We start from the raw sequence: 15,328 nt of genomic DNA, 5'->3' as shown, positions 1-15,328 counted from the left end.
TTCGGGGGGAGTCAGACTCGGGTACGTCGGGAGGCGAGTTCGAACAGCCAGGTCGCCCGGGCCGCCTTCAGGCCGTACTCGGCGAGCAGGCACAGTGCCACCAGCAGTGCTGTCACGATGACCGGGTAGGCGACGGCGAGTACGGTTTGCACGGCCGGGCTCGCGTTGGACAGCCTCCCGATCAGGGCTATGTGTAGTAGCGCCAGCAGCGGCATGTGGATGACGTAGATCGGGAGCGTGCGGCGGCCGAGCCAGGACAGGGCCGCGCCGATGTGGGTCCATCGGGCCACCAGCGGGGCGGCGCTGAGGCCGAACACGGTCCCGATCAGTGACACCGTCGTCCAGATTGTGGGGGTCTGCTGGGTGGCGGTGGCGGCCATTGCCGCCGTAGCCACGGCGTACACCGCGGCTACGGCGGCGGCCCGGCGCCAGCTGGTGTTGCGGACCAGGCGTTCGATGTGTGGGCGCAGGTGCAGGCCGAGCAGGAAGAACACGAAGTTCTGGAGGAGCGAGCCGCGGTTGCCGGGGGTGGCGATCAGGTCGGCGGCGGCCACGACCGCCAGTAGGGCGGCGGCGCCGAGCAGGATCGGCACGGGTACCCGGTGGAGGGCTTTGGCGGCGACGAAGTAGATCGCGAGTGCGTAGAGGTACCACAGGTTGGGTGGGGTGATCGTGAGCTGTTCGGCGAATTGGCCGAGGCTGCGTGCGGCGGTGGTGTCGAAGCCCGGAGTGAACCACAGGATTGCGGTGTGGATGAGCATCCAGATTAAGTACAGGTAGAGGAACTTGGCGACGCGGGAGCGTACGACCACTCGCCAGGGGCGATGGTAGGCGCTGACGGCGAACATGCCGGAGATGGTGAAGAAGAGCGGCATCCGCAGGGTCATCAGCTGGTCGCCGAAGAATCCCCACATGGCCGGGATCGGCGCGCTGATCTTCCAATCCACTTGCAGGTAGTGCTTGTTGACCGTGTGCCAGAGCACGACCAAGAGGATGCAGACGCCCTTGGCGACATCTGCCCATACCGCCCGGGACGTCGTGCTCTCGACCTTGGTCGTCGTGCCTTCGATCTTGGTTGTCGCCGTTGTCATCTTCATCACGCCTTCCCGGTGAGTAGGCAAATCTGTTCCGGTGCGGCGATGATGAGGATGGCGGAATCCGCAATGCGGATAAGTACGCGCTCGCCTCAATTCATAAGCGTGGTTTTTCGCCGACTCCGAGGTTCTGGGAATCCTTTGATCTGGGCATATTTAGAAATAGCTCCATCCGCCTTCAGTGAACTTTCAATCCCCTTGAAACGGGTGATCGCTGATCAAGTCGAGCATTGATGTGCTGGGTTTCCGGCTCGCCACGGGCAGCGAGCAGTTGGTCGGCGAGGAGACCGCGGAGCTGGAGAACGCTGGATGCGAACAAGATTGAGCCGATCCACAAGGCGACCACGGGCACGGACGGCAAGGCCACGGGCGCGGGCGGCAAGTATCACGGGTGGGGCGGCGAAGCCACGGGTGCGGGTGGCCAGGCGATCACGGGCGCGGGCGGCGGCCAGGAGTTTGGTCCGCTTTGTCGCCTGCGGCTGGCGACTAGTCAGATGGTTATCACCCGTGAGGAGATGTCACGTTCCGCGTTGGATATCTAGAGTCCGATATATGACGGATGGTCCGCGGATGACGCTGCAGACGATGCTCGTGCTGGAAGAGATGCTGTCCGACCCGGCCAAGCGCCGCTACGGGCTGGAACTGTGCGAGAAGACCCGCCAGCCCAGCGGCACCATCTACCCGATCCTGGCCCGGCTGGAGCGTGAATTCGGCTGGATCGAGCGCCGCAAGGAGTCCGCGGCCGAGCACCTGGCCGAGGGACGCCGCGCCCGGTACTACTACACGCTGACCGAGAAGGGCGCACTTCGGGCTCGCGCCGCCCTCGATCGAGCCGAGCGGTCCCGCGGACCGGCCGCGAACCTCCGGCCGGCGACGTCATGACCGGCCACGAATCTTCGGCAGACGACGTCATGACCGGTCGCGAACCTTCGGCTGGTGACGTCATGACCGGTCGTGAGCCTTCGGCTGGTGACGTTAGGGCCGGCCTGGTGGAGCCGCTGCTGGCGCGGTTGCCCGCCGAATTCACGGCTGCGGAGCGTGGCAGGATCCGGCGTGCTTACGAGTTCGCCGCCCGGCGCCATGTTGGCCAGGTGCGCAAGAGCGGCGACCCGTACATCACCCACCCCGTCGCAGTGGCGGAGATCGCGATCGATGCCGGTCTGGACTGTGCCACCGTCTGCGCTGCACTGCTGCACGATGTCATCGAGGACACCGGATGCGACGCCGCGCAGCTTCGCGCGGAGTTCGGCGAGGAGATCACCACGCTGGTCCAGAGCATGACCGAGCTCGACCGCAGGCACGATCAGGCGGCCATCGATGCCGCAGACGACCGCAGTCTTGCCCTGAAGGTGATCGACCGGCTGCACAACATGCGCACCATCCAGCACCTCGACCAGGAGAAACAGCGGCTGAAGAGCCAGCAGACCCTGGACGTCATGGCGCCGCTCGCCGGGCGCCTCGGTCTGCGGGACGTCGCGGACGAACTCGAATCGATCGCGCGCGCCCGCCTGACCCACCTCCCCGGGGACACCGGCGCGACGTACCAGGTACTCGCCTTCGGCGCGCTGCTTCTCCCAGTGGCGGTTAGAGCGAGCTATCTGGACGAATGGCTCGGCGAGCTCGACGTCCTGCGGGATCGTCGGGCCCGCACCCGCTTCGCGCTCAGGCTGGCCATCAGCATGCCCGCTCTGGCTCTGACCCTGCGCCGCCCGACGCGGCACACCTTGACCGGCTGTCTCCTGACTTTTCTCCGCTGGATCTTGCGGACAGACCTGCGCACCTGGACCCCACTGACCGTGCTGCTCGGCTGGATGATCGTGGAGACCGCACGGAACAGCCTTGGCGACGCCGTGGTCATCCTGATCACCGTGCCTCCCGTCCTCCACGCCGGCGTCACCCGCCTGCGCGCGAAACTCGGCCTCGGCCAACCAGACAAGCCCATCTAGCGGCCAGAACTCCTCGCGGGCCTGCTCGCCGGTGACGGCCATGTGGCCGGGGGAGTGGATCCCGACCGGCAGCGGGTCGCGGCCGCGCCTGGCCGAAGAATTGGGAGAACGGCGCGGAGCGGCCGGAGGGCCGCCGGTGATCGCGAGCATCAGCGCATACCCGTAGTGGGCGGCGCGGATGGCGGACTGGGGACGTCGACTCGCCGGGTGCCGACCTCAAGGCCCTGAAGGATGAGGCCGCTAAGGGGCCTTGTTGCCTGACCGACCTACGGCTAACGTGACGTTACCAAGATTCTAGAAACGTGGAAGTAGGTGGCCGTGGGTTCCCCAGCTGAATCATTCGACCTCGTCATCGTCGGAAGTGGCGGGGGAGGGCTGACCGCGGCCTTGGCAGCGGCTGAAGCAGGGCTCAAGCCGGTGATCCTGGAGAAGCGGGAGGTTGTCGGGGGCTCGACATCGATGTCGGGGGGCGTCGTCTGGATGCCGAACAATCCCTTGATGCGGGCCGCGGGTGTGCCGGACTCCTACGAGGCGGGACTGACCTACCTTCAGTCCGTGGTCGGGGACCCGGACGACGCCTCGTCGATGGAACGGCGGAAGGCGTTCCTCGCTCAAGGTCCTGCGATGATCTCGTTCATCCAGCGCAAGGGCGTCAAGCTCACCCGCTGCGAGGGCTACAGCGACTACTACGACAACCGCAAGGGCGGACACGCCCGAGGCCGTTCGATCGAGGGGATCCCTTGGGACGGCAGGCAACTCGGCGAATGGCACAGCAAGATCAACCCGGGCATGGGCCGCAGCCTCGATCTGGCGGTCATGACCAACGAGGTGCGCAACCTTCCCGCCGCGTTCCGTTCGGCCCGCTCGTTCCGAGCCGCGGCTCGAGTGGTATTGCGTACGAAGATCAGCAGGCTACTCGGCAAGGATCTGCTCACCAACGGCATGTCGCTGGTCGGCCAATTGACCAAAGCCTGCGTCGATACGGGCATCCCGATCTGGCTGAACACAGACGTCCGGGAACTCGTTGTCTCCGAGGGCCGGGTCGTCGGCGTACGGGCCGAGCGTGACGGTGTGCCCACGGTCGTGACCGGCACCGGAGGGGTCCTGCTCGCGGCGGGCGGCTTTGAACGCAACGGCGAGATGCGGCTCAGCTACAACGCGGACACACAGCCGAACGACGGTGAGCGGACCATGGGCAACCCGGGCAACACCGGCACGGTCCTGCAGGCCGCCATCGCGCTCGGAGCGAAGGTGGACTACATGGACGAGGCGGTCTGGAACCCCGCCCCCCGCCGAGAGATCGCCATCTCGAACCTCACCACCGCCCGGCAGTTCCCCCACACGATCTTCGTGAACAAGTCGGGCCGCCGCTTCGTCAACGAGTCGAACTCCTACATCGAGGTGGTGAAGGCGATGTACGCGAACGACGCCGTACCCGCCTGGCTCATCTTCGACGACGCGTTCCGGCGCAAGTACCCATGGGGACGAGGCATGCCCAAGATCCGCAACCTCGCCTCGGTGCTTCCGGGCCGGCTGCCGGAGGAATGGGTGTCCCAAGGCTGGATCAAGCGCGCGGACACCGTGGAAGAACTCGCCCGGCTGATCGGCGTCGACCCGCGGACACTGGCCACCACGGTCGCGAACTTCAACGAGTACGCCACCAGGGGCCAGGACCCGGAGTTCAACCGCGGCGTATCGCAGTACAACAAGGCGCTGGGAGACCCCGGCAACAAGCCGAACCCGGCCGTCGGCACGCTCGCCGAACCGCCGTTCTACGCCACGGAGATCTTCGCCGCCGATGTGGGGACGATAGGCGGCGTCATCACGAACCAGTACGCCCAGGTCCTGGACCAGCAGCTCGAACCGATCGCCGGCCTGTACGCCGCGGGAAACATGGCCGCGACGGTCGTCGGGCGCACCTACCCCGGGGCCGGCGCGAGCATCGCCCACACGATGACCTTCGGCTACATAGCCGCCCACCACGTGGCCGACCTGCGGACGCAGGTCCCGGCGTCCTGACGAGGAGAGCGTACGGGATGCACAGTAAGGAACAGGTTCCTGCCGTCGGGCTCACGGGATTCGGCGGACCGGAGGTACTGCGCCTCGTCGACGTCCCGATCACCGAGCCCGAGGGCGCCCAAGTCCGAGTGCACGTGAAAGCGGCCACGGTCAACCCCACCGATGTGCTGTTCCGCACCGGCCGGATCACCGGCCGACTCCGGGAGGACGGATGCCCGCTCGTCCCAGGGATGGACTTCGCCGGGGTAGTGAGCGCGGTCGGTGACTCGGCGACCTGGTCGGTGGGGGACCGGGTGATCGGCGCGACTCTCCCAGGCATGGACCCGGCGAGCGGCGCCTACTCGAGCCAGGTGATCGTCCAAGACGACTCCCTGACCACTCTTCCGACGGGAAGCGACTTCGTCTCCGGCTCAACCCTGCTCATGAACGGGCTGACGGCACTGCGCGCGCTCGACGACCTTCCCCCCGGGGGCATGCTCGGCGTGACGGGTGGCGCCGGCGCCGTGGGCGGCTACACGATCCAGCTGGCGAAGATCCGCGGATGGACGGTGGTCGCCGACGCGTCGCCTGGGGACGTCTCACTGATCGAGAACCTGGGCGCTGACCGGGTCATCGCACGTGGAGATGATGTCGGCGAGCGCTTCCTGGCAGCAGCCGGCAGGCCCTTGGACGCGGTCGTGGACGCCGCCTTGATCGGACCGGAGGACCTGATGCCGGCGGTCCGGGACAACGGCTGGTTCGTGACCGTACGACCCGACGACTGGCAGCCCGAACGCGCGATCACCAAGTTCATGACGGTCTGCGTCGCGTACTTCCACGACCGGGCGAAGATCGACTACCTCAGGGACCGAGTCGAGGACGGTTCGCTGACTCTCCGGGTCGCGACCACGTACGAGCCGTCCCAGGCGGCGGAAGCGCACCGAACCCTCGAACGTGGCCGCGTCCGAGGTCGGCTGGTGCTGGACTGGACCTAGCGCAAGGGCGCGGTCGCCGATTCGGTCACAAGCCCGTCCGGGAGCTGATCGCGCCGCGGGATCGCGGTCGTCAGCAGCGCCGCTGCCACGGACAGAACGACACACGCCCAGAACAGCAGGTGATAGGTCTCGGTGGTCGGGTACTCCGTTCCATCGAACGTGACCGCCGTGAACGAGGTGACGGCCGCCATGCCGGCAGTGGACAACGACGTGCCGAGCATCCGGCAGAGCGTGTTGATGCCGTTGGCGGACGCGGTGTGCTCGGACGGGACGGCGGCCATGATGATCATCGGCATGGCCGACAGCGCGAGACAGGTTCCCACGCAGACCAGGACCGCGCCGAGGGCGACCTCGAACACCGATCCGTCGAGGAGGACCCGGGCCACGTAGCTGGCGGCCATGAACAGCGCACCGGCGACGAGCACCCAACGACCACCGAAACGACGCAGAAGCCGGGCGGCCAGGGGCGACGCGGCCGCCACCGCACCGGCCGGGAACGCCATGACCAGCCCCGTCGCATCCGCCGAGAGGCCCAGGCCACCCGCCACGAACTCCGGCACGGCCAACTGCTGGCCGGCCAGGAAAAGGTTGATCAGCATCGCCATCGCGATGATGATCGCGACGATGTTCGTCAAGGCGACCGGCCTGAGCACCAGCAGCCCCAGATGGACGATGGGATCACGCTGCCGCCGCTCCCAGGGCACCCACGCGAGGAACGCGACGAGACTGAGCAGGGCCAGCCCGATGATCGGACGGCTCAGCCAGCCCCAGACGTTGCCCTGGGTGACCACGAGAACAAGAGGAGTCAGCGCCACGGTGAGGAGCAGCGCCCCGAACCAGTCGATCGACTGCTTCGAGGTCACGCGCTTGGGCAGCATCGTCCAGACCAGGAACGCGAGCAGTGCGCCGACGATCGCAAGCCCCCAGAACAGCGAATTCCAGCCCAGATGGGTGTACATGAAGCCGGCCAGCGGCAGCCCGAGCGCGGAGCCCGCGCCCAGCGTCCCGCTCATCAGGGCCACCCCGAAGCCGACCCTCTCTGGTGGCAGCACGTGCTTCATCAGGCTCATCGCGACGGGTACGAGCGCTGCCGCCACTCCCTGGAGGGAACGCCCGACGATGGCCAGCGCGAAACTGTCGCTGACCGCCAGCAGCAACGAGCCCAGCACCAAGCCGATCAGCGTGGCCACGATGATCAGCCGCTCGCCGAACATGTCCGCCAGGCGCGTGAGGATCGGCGTCGCGAGCGCCCCCGCGAGCAGCGTGCTCGTGATGATCCAGGAGGCCTGAACGGCGCTGACGTCGTAGATCTCGGGAAGGCGCGACACCAGCGGCACGAGCAGGGTCCCCCCGAGCGCGGCCACGATGCCGACCATGCACAGGACCACGATGACCGCGTTCGGGCTGTCGGCGCGGCGCACGTACCGGCTTCGCATCAGCGCCATCCCGCTGAGCGCGCGGTTGCCATTGTCATGTGGGCGTGTCTCCCCTTGGCGCAATCAGATAGTTCCATGATTATGGAACTATACGACTTCGAGCCAGCATGTAGCAGTAGGTGTGACCGGCTTCGTGATCTCGCCCACGGCAGGCACGCCCTCTGGGAAACGCCGATTACCTCGAGCTTTTCGCGTCCGAGATCGCTCCCCGGCTCTGATCGGGACCTGCTGGCCTCGGCTTCAAGATCGCCGCAACTTAGTGACTACTTCTATACATTTGGAAGCATTGACATGCCACCTCGGCCGTCCTAGCGTCGGGCCAAGCATTACAGCGGTGTTTCGGGCGGATTCCTGTGGTCAGCCGTCGTTCAAGTGCGTCGACCTGGCATCAGTACAAACACGTTCCCAACCAAAGGAGCAGGGATATGAGGGTCGGTCGACGGCTATCCCGCATGGTGGTCGCCCTCGTGGCGGCATCGACAGTCGCTGCCTGCGGCAGCAGCGCCGCGGAACCCACCGGCGGAAGTGTTCCGAACGACGGGACGCCGCGTCAGGGCGGCGAGTTGACGATGTCCAGGCTGAGCCAGCTCAACTCACTTGACTCCGCGCTGTGCTCGAGCAGCGCCTACTACATCTGTGCCGCGCTTTACGGGACGCTGGCGCGGTACAGCTTCGAGGATCAGAAGTTTGAGCCGGCGATGGCGGAGTCGTTCGAATCCTCGGACGGCAAGGTGTGGACCCTGAAGCTCCGGTCCGGGACCAAATTCACCGACGGCACGCCCTACGACGCGGAGGCGGTCGCCTTCAACTGGGAGCGCCTGAAGGACCCGGCCCTGCTGTCGTTCGCGGGCTATTGGCTCGCCCAGATGACGTGGAAGGTCGTCGACCCGCTCACCCTCGAGATCACGCTGGCCAGCACGAACTACCAGTTCCCCTGGGCATTGCAGTACGACCTCGGCTCGATCGCTTCGCCGGCCGCGATCAAGGCCAAGGGCGAGAAGTTCGCGACCGAACCCGTCGGCGCGGGCCCGTTCCTGGTGGACACCTGGGTGCCGGGCTCCCAGATCCAGCTGAAGCGCAACCCCGGCTACGTCGAGAAGGGCTTGCCGTACCTCGATCGCATCACCTACGCGACGGTGGTCCAGGATGACCAGCGCGTGAACGCGCTGCGGGCCGGCCAGGTCGACCTCACCGCGACCTTCCTGAAGCGGTTCGGCCGCGAACTCCAGCCGGAAGGGTACGGAGTGCACGCGATCCCGCTGTTCGGCGGCACCGGCCTGGGCTTCAACCTGAAGGACCCGATCATCGGAGACCCGGACCTGCGCCAGGCTCTTCTGCACGCGTTCAACGCGCCCCAGCTGACGGCGGCCGCCTACCCGGGCGATGAGCCGCCGGACGCGTTCTTCCCGAAGGACAGCCCGAATCGCGATGCCGCCGTGACGTACCCGAAGTTCGACCTGACCGAGGCTCAGCGGCTCTTCGACGCGTACCTCGCGAAGACGGGAAAGACCAGCCTGAACCTGGAGATGCTCACCTACAGCCCGGCCCCGATCATGAAGCAGGTGGGCGAGGTCGTCGCGGCCCAACTCAACAAGATCAATGGCCTCCACGTAGAGCTCAAGCCGACGGAGAACGCGGTCATCGGCCGGCTGTTCCGGGAGGGCAAGTTCCAGATCTCGGTGCACGCGTCGGTGATCAGCCAGTCCCCGGTGACCGTCTACCGCACCTTCTACACCGGCGGCGACCTCAACGTGTACGGCTACTCCAACCCGAAGGTCGACGCGGCGCTGGACACGACGATCCACTCGACGGACGCCAACGAGGTCGCCGCGGCGTGGAAGGTCGTGGGCGCGGAGATCTCCAAGGACGCGCCGAACCGGTTGTTCGCCTACGAGCAGGACGTCATCTTGGCCGCCAAGCACGTGCACGGAGTCAACCCGGTCACGCTCTACGCGGCGTCGCCGGAACTCCTGTGGGTGGACAAGTAACACGCCGACCGTGCCTTCAGGGACGGGCGGCGAGAAAGGGCGCGAACCGATGGCGAGGAAAATCTCGTGACCACATTGATCCGACGGCGGATGTTCTCCATGGCGAGGTTCGTCCTCCTGCTCGTCATGGTGAGCGTCGCAACGTTCCTCCTGCTCGAGCTCATCCCCGGCGATCCCGTCGACGGGCTGCTCCCCGAAGGCGCGACGGACGAGATGCGGCAGCAGCTCATCCAGCTCTACGGATTCGACCAGTCCCTGGTGACGCGATACGTCTCCTGGCTGGGCGACCTCCTCCACGGCGACCTCGGGACGTCGTGGCAGACCAGGATCCCGGTGGCGACGACGATCGCCGAGCGGGCTCCGGTCTCTCTCGAACTGGCCGTCCTGGCGATGGCGGTCGCGCTCGCGGTCGCGATCCCCGTCGGGATATACAGCGCGTACCGGCCCGGCGGGATCATCGACAGGATCGCGACGTTCATCGCGTCCGCGACGCTGGCGACCCCGGCATTCGTCCTCGCGATCGTTCTCGTCTGGGTGTTCGGCGTCCAGCTCGGATGGCTGCCCATCGTGGGCTGGGTGCCGTTCAGCGAGGATCCGTTCCAGCACCTCAGGGCGGTCATCCTCCCGGTCGTCTCCCTGGCCGCCGGTGAGTGCGTCCTGTTCATCAGGCTGCTCAAGGGCGACATGATGGCGACCCTGCAGCAGGACCACGTCCTGTCGGCTCGGGCGCGCGGGCTTCCAACCTGGCGGATCCTTGTACGGCACGCGTTGCGGCAGTCGTCGTTCTCCCTGGTCACGGTCTCCGGCGTCGTGATCGGCCGGCTCATCGGCGGCGCCGTCATCGTCGAGATGATCTTCTCGATCCCTGGACTGGGTTCGCTCGTCGTCATCGCGATCAACAACCGCGACTTCATCACGGTCCAGGCGATCGTGCTGCTGAGCGCCCTCATCTATCTGGTTCTGAACAGCCTCGTGGATCTGGCGTACCCGCTGCTGGACCCGCGCGTGAGGAGGGCTACGACATGACGGATGTCGTCGGTCTGAAAGTCCCGCCGACCGTGAAGTCGGCCGACGCCGCCCCGGTCGTCAAGAGGCGAAGGCGCCGGCGCGACTACGGGGCGCCGCTGGGCGCGGTGTGGCTCGGTCTTGTCGTCGTCGGGGCGATCACCGCGGACTGGCTTCCGCTGGCCGATCCCAATGAGATCGGCAACGTCTTCAGCGCCACCCCTGGCCTGGGCGACCACCTTCTGGGCACCGACATCTTGGGACGCGACATCCTCTCGAGGTGCGTCTACGGCGCCCGGATCTCCATGGCGGTCGGGCTTGGCGCCACCGCCCTCGCCATGGTGGTGGGTGTCGCCTTCGGGATGGCCGCAGGCTATTTCCGCGGCGCCGTCGACTCCACGATCTCACTGCTGGTGAACTTCCTGATGGCGTTCCCCCCGCTGATGTTCCTCATCGCGCTGGTCGCCGCCATGCGGCCGAGCCTGACGAACCTCGTCCTCGGCCTGGCTCTCCTGGGCATCCCGAACTTCGCCCGAATCGCTCGCGCGAACACCATCGCCTTCGCCGAACGGGAGTTCGTCACCGCGTCCAAGGCGCTCGGCGCGAGCCCGTTCCGGGTGCTGACCCGCGAACTGCTGGCCAACGTGATGCTCCCGGTCATGTCGCTGATGCTCGTGGTGATGGCCGCGCTCGTCGTGGCCGAGGGCAGTCTCAGCTTCCTGGGACTCGGCGTGCCGCCGCCGACGCCGAGCTGGGGCGGCATGCTCGCCGACGGCCGCAGCCAGATGAACGAACACCCCCATCTCGTCATGATCCCCGGGATGTTCTTCTTCCTCACGGTGTTCGCGTTCAACAGGCTCGGTGACTGGGCACGGGGCCGAATCGGCAGGGAGTCGTCGCTATGAGCACCACCGAGGCCCGTCTTCTGCAGGTGAGAAACCTGAAGGTCTGGTTCGACACACCCCGTGGCCTGGTACGGGCCGTCGACGGAGTCGATCTCGACCTCCGGGCGGGGGAGACCCTGGGGATCGTGGGCGAGTCAGGCTCGGGCAAGTCCGTGCTCTCCCGGTCGATCATGAAGATCCTCGCCCCGAGCGCCCGGGTCCTTCCGGGAAGCGAGATCCGCCTCAAGGGCCTCGACCTGGCCACGGTCTCGCCGAAGCAGAACAAGCACCTCTGGGGTGTCGACCTGTCCATGGTCTTCCAGGACCCGATGACCTCGCTCACGCCGGTGCTGACCGTCGGCGCGCAGCTCACCGAGACCCTCCGCTTCCACCTCGGGTTGAGCCGCGAGCAGGCCGAGGAGGAGGCGATCCGCCTGCTCACGCTGGTGGGGATCCCCGAGCCGGCCAAGCGCGCCAAGCAGTACCCGCACAACCTGTCCGGCGGCATGCGCCAGCGTGTCACCATCGCCCTCGCGATCTCCTGCTCGCCCGAGCTGCTGATCGCGGACGAGCCGACGACCGCCCTCGATGTGACGGTCCAGCACCAGATCCTCAACCTCCTCGAGCGGCTGCAGGCGGACTCGGGCATGGGCATGGTGCTCATCACCCACGACCTCGGGGTGGTCGCGGGGCGAGCCGACTCGATCGCCGTGATGTACGCCGGGCGGATCGTCGAGAAGGCGCCCACCAAGCAGCTGTTCTCGAACATGCGGCATCCGTACACGCGGGCGCTCATCGACGCGATTCCCCGGGTCTCCCACCCCAGTCACACCCGGCTGGCCTCGATCCCAGGCCGCCCACCTGTGCTGATCGATCCACCGCAGGCGTGCAGTTTCGCGCCGAGATGCCCGTCGGCGCAGCCTCGCTGCCTCAGCGAGACCCCTGTCCTGGAGCCGACACCGATCGATCCCGCCCACACGTCGGCCTGCTTCTTCCCGCTGGGAACTCCGGCCGGCGACGCGGCACGAGAGAACAACATCAAGGTCGGCGTCAACGCAGCGGGCACCGCCGTGAACGCAGGGGAGTCAACTGATGGCCGGTAGCGGCACCGCCCACCTTCGCGACAGCGACGACGTCGTCCTGGACGTACGCAACCTGACCGTCGAGTACGTCGGACGGCGCGGCGAACGCGTGTTCGCCGTCTCCGACGTGAGTTTCGACGCACGCCGAGGCGAGACCGTAGGACTCGTCGGCGAGTCCGGTTGCGGAAAGTCGAGCGTGGCCAAAGCGATCATGCAGCTGCCTCCGCCGACATCGGGTTCGGTCCTGGTCGACGGCGTCGAGGTCACCGCGCTCAAAGGTGCGGCGCTGCGGCAGCGGCGGGACAAGCTCCAGATGATCTTCCAGGACCCGATCTCCTCCCTGAACCCGCTCCGCAAGGTCAAGGACATCATCGCCGAGGGCCTGCGCATCCACGGCGAACTGAGCAAACGCGAGATCGAGACGCGCGTACGCACGATCATCGAGCGGGTCGGACTCGACCCTGACACCGCTCCCGACCGCCGGCCGCACGAGTTCTCAGGGGGCCAATGCCAGCGGATCTCCATCGCTCGCGCCATGGTCCTCGACCCCCAGGTGGTGATCTGCGACGAGCCGGTGTCCGCCTTGGACGTCTCGGTGCAGGCGCAGATCATGAACCTGCTCGAGGAGATGAAGGCGAGATACGAACTCACGATGGTCTTCATCGCGCACGACCTCGCGGTGATCAAGAACCTCAGTGACCGCGTCGTGGTGATGTACCTAGGCAAGATCTGCGAAGTGGCCGACTCCGACGCCCTGTTCGCCGCGCCGCTCCACCCGTACACCCGCGCCCTGATCCAATCCATCCCCGAGCCTGACCCGGAAGCGGGCATCCAGGAAGCCGCCCTGTCGGGCGATCTTCCGTCGCCGCTGAACCCTCCGAGCGGGTGCCGATTCCGGACGAGGTGCCCTCGAGTCCAGGACATCTGCTCGCGAGAAGAACCCGAGATTAGGGAAGCGGCTCCGGGTCGGTTCGCCGCGTGCCACTTCCCGCTCCTGGAAGCCGCGACCGCTCCTGAGCAAGGCGAACTCGCGTCGGCATGAGCATTGCTTGAAGCTGTAGCCCGCGTTACGTTATATCTAAATTTCTAGAATCATAGAAAGGGGTGGCATGTTCAGAGCGAGCACCGTTCAAGACGTTGAAGTGAGCGGCGAGTCGGGCTACGTGAACGCGCTCCTCGCGAAACTCCTCGACATCGATCACCACCGCATTGCCGCCAACGATTCTCTGGTGCTCCGCAAGGCCGTCCTCGGCCTGCTCGAGATCGTGGCCGAGCTGGAGCGTCGCCTGATCGCCCTCGAAGGGCCCGACGTGCGTACCGAATGGACTACGCGGCTCGAGGAGCACCTGGCCGCCGCTCAGCCGGTGTACGCGACGACTGATGACAAGCAGACCGCGCAGTGAGTAGCAGGAGGAAGAGCAATGACTGTCACTGATCCGCGAACCAGCACCCCGGCCAAAGTCACGCCGATCGGGCCGAACGGAGAGGAGGTGACCTCGAAGGTCCCGTTCCACATGAAGGACTCGCTGCACGTGCCGGCGGAGCGTTACTACTCCCGCGAGTTCTACGACCTGGAAAAGGAGAAACTCTGGTCCCATGTGTGGCAGATGGCGTGCCGCGAGGAGGAGATCCCGGACCCGGGCGATTTCGTGGAGTACGAGATCGTGGGAAAGTCGTTCCTGCTCGTGCGCCAGAACGACGGTTCGGTGAAGGCGCTGCACAATGCCTGTCGGCACCGGGGCACTCAGCTGGGCAAGGGGTCCGGCCGGTTCCCCGGCGGTCAGATCGTGTGCCCCTTCCACGGGTGGCGGTGGAAGACCGACGGGCAGTGCTCGCACGTGTTCGGCCGGGAAGGTTTCTCCGACGGCGTGCTGTCCCGGGACGAGATCGACCTGCCCGAGTGCCTCGTCGACACCTGGGGCGGTCATGTGTGGATCAACATGGACCGCGACGCCGGGCCGCTCCGCGAAGCCCTGTTCCCGGTCGCGGACATCCTTGACCATGTCAACGTCGGGAACATGCGGGTGAAGTGGTGGAAGGAGGTCGTCCTCAACTGCAACTGGAAGCTGGCGCAGGAGGCCTTCTTCGAGAGCTACCACGTCAAGCAGACACACCCCCAGCTGTACACCCAGCACAACCAGGACGACGCCGACGAGACCAACCGCTCGCTCCCCGAATACCAGTCGTTCGTGAACGGGCACGGGCTCTTCCAGGGCGGTGACGCCCAGCGGGGAAGCACCCACGGGAACGCGACCAACGTCCTGGAGATGGCTCGGGTGCTGTGGTCGGGCCAGGACGCGATGACCCTCGAGCGTGACCTGTGGGTCATGGAGAGCGTCTCCGGCAAGGTCGACCCGACGGACCCGCAGTTCGGGCTGGCGACGGTCGACGCCCTGTTCGAGTACTGGGAGAGCGCCGGCATTCCGGCGTACGAGCGGCGTCCGGAGGCCCTCAGGCTGTGGGGCGGGGACGTGTTCATGTTCCCGAACTACCTGATGCTGCCGATGTACAACAACTGCCTCTGCTACCGGGTGACGCCGCACAACGACGACCCCGAGCAGTGCAAGTTCGAGGTCTGGTCACTGACGGCCTACCCCGAGGGCAACGAGCCGGGACGGCCCGAGTCGCTCGGCAGGTTCGACAAGGACGACGCGGATCACTGGGGTCTCATCCCGCGGCAGGACTTCTCCAACATCGAGCGGATGCAGCAGGGGATCAAGGCGCCGAGCTTCACCGAGACGCGGCTGGCGGCGAAGTGGGAGTTGACGATCTCCAACATGCACGAGGAGCTCGACCGCCGGCTGGCGGCCGAGTACTGACCTCGGATCGACGGCTGGGCTCGAACCGGTGCGGTCGTGCCCAGCCGCTTTCGCGGCGAAATTTCCAGTCGAAACGTCTCC

General features: G+C 66.5%; 13 protein-coding genes. 11 read left to right on the top strand and 2 right to left on the bottom strand.

Annotated elements, in window-relative coordinates; all coding sequences use genetic code 11:
- Positions 1-11: 11 nt before the first annotated feature.
- A complete protein-coding gene (locus tag Aple_RS06475) occupies positions 12-1,091 on the bottom strand; it encodes an acyltransferase family protein (protein ID WP_170321314.1) in 1,080 nt (359 codons plus the stop codon).
- Between the two features lie 573 nt (positions 1,092-1,664).
- Here Aple_RS06475 and Aple_RS06470 point away from each other — a divergent pair.
- The 4 genes from Aple_RS06470 to Aple_RS06455 all read left to right on the top strand — a co-directional run bounded on the left by Aple_RS06470 (position 1,665) and on the right by Aple_RS06455 (position 6,033).
- On the top strand, positions 1,665-1,976 hold the full coding sequence (locus tag Aple_RS06470; RefSeq protein WP_155343685.1) for a PadR family transcriptional regulator: 312 nt from the start codon (positions 1,665-1,667) through the stop codon (positions 1,974-1,976).
- A 62-nt stretch (positions 1,977-2,038) separates the two neighbouring features.
- Positions 2,039-3,040 carry an HD domain-containing protein gene (locus Aple_RS06465; RefSeq protein ID WP_170321313.1) on the top strand — a complete coding sequence of 334 codons (1,002 nt, stop codon included), beginning with the start codon at positions 2,039-2,041 and terminating at the stop codon, positions 3,038-3,040.
- 318 nt (positions 3,041-3,358) lie between these two features.
- Positions 3,359-5,059 (top strand): FAD-dependent oxidoreductase, encoded by a 1,701-nt coding sequence (locus Aple_RS06460; RefSeq protein ID WP_155343551.1) that lies wholly within the window; start codon positions 3,359-3,361, stop codon positions 5,057-5,059.
- A 17-nt stretch (positions 5,060-5,076) separates the two neighbouring features.
- The gene (locus Aple_RS06455) at positions 5,077-6,033 is read left to right on the top strand and encodes an NADP-dependent oxidoreductase (RefSeq protein WP_155343550.1); all 957 of its coding nucleotides are present in this window, start codon (positions 5,077-5,079) and stop codon (positions 6,031-6,033) included.
- Here Aple_RS06455 and Aple_RS06450 read toward each other — a convergent pair.
- A complete protein-coding gene (locus tag Aple_RS06450) occupies positions 6,030-7,478 on the bottom strand; it encodes an MFS transporter (RefSeq protein ID WP_155343549.1) in 1,449 nt (482 codons plus the stop codon). The two genes, Aple_RS06455 and Aple_RS06450, sit on opposite strands and share 4 nt — an antisense overlap.
- A gap of 416 nt (positions 7,479-7,894) precedes the next feature.
- On the opposite strand from Aple_RS06450, the gene Aple_RS06445 reads away from it, so the two are divergent.
- The 7 genes from Aple_RS06445 to Aple_RS06415 all read left to right on the top strand — a co-directional run bounded on the left by Aple_RS06445 (position 7,895) and on the right by Aple_RS06415 (position 15,247).
- Entirely contained in the window at positions 7,895-9,457 is a 1,563-nt protein-coding gene (locus Aple_RS06445) for an ABC transporter substrate-binding protein (RefSeq protein WP_155343548.1), read from the top strand.
- Between the two features lie 66 nt (positions 9,458-9,523).
- Entirely contained in the window at positions 9,524-10,483 is a 960-nt protein-coding gene (locus Aple_RS06440; RefSeq protein ID WP_218038145.1) for an ABC transporter permease, read from the top strand.
- Positions 10,480-11,367, top strand: coding sequence for an ABC transporter permease (locus tag Aple_RS06435; protein WP_155343547.1), 888 nt, complete (start codon positions 10,480-10,482; stop codon positions 11,365-11,367). Before Aple_RS06440 ends, Aple_RS06435 begins: the two co-directional genes overlap by 4 nt.
- Positions 11,364-12,449, top strand: a complete 1,086-nt coding sequence (locus Aple_RS06430) for an ABC transporter ATP-binding protein (RefSeq protein ID WP_155343546.1) — start codon at positions 11,364-11,366, stop codon at positions 12,447-12,449. Before Aple_RS06435 ends, Aple_RS06430 begins: the two co-directional genes overlap by 4 nt.
- The gene (locus tag Aple_RS06425; protein WP_155343545.1) at positions 12,439-13,470 is read left to right on the top strand and encodes an ABC transporter ATP-binding protein; all 1,032 of its coding nucleotides are present in this window, start codon (positions 12,439-12,441) and stop codon (positions 13,468-13,470) included. Before Aple_RS06430 ends, Aple_RS06425 begins: the two co-directional genes overlap by 11 nt.
- 67 nt (positions 13,471-13,537) lie before the next feature.
- Positions 13,538-13,831, top strand: a complete 294-nt coding sequence (locus tag Aple_RS06420) for a hypothetical protein (RefSeq protein WP_155343544.1) — start codon at positions 13,538-13,540, stop codon at positions 13,829-13,831.
- An 18-nt stretch (positions 13,832-13,849) separates the two neighbouring features.
- Entirely contained in the window at positions 13,850-15,247 is a 1,398-nt protein-coding gene (locus Aple_RS06415; protein ID WP_155343543.1) for an aromatic ring-hydroxylating oxygenase subunit alpha, read from the top strand.
- Positions 15,248-15,328 lie beyond the last annotated feature (81 nt).

It is taken from the genome of Acrocarpospora pleiomorpha, assembly GCF_009687885.1.
GTDB classification, from domain to species: domain Bacteria; phylum Actinomycetota; class Actinomycetes; order Streptosporangiales; family Streptosporangiaceae; genus Acrocarpospora; species Acrocarpospora pleiomorpha.
The sequence above is the reverse complement of the archived record's forward strand: the minus strand, read 5'-3'. Positions and strand labels throughout refer to the sequence as shown.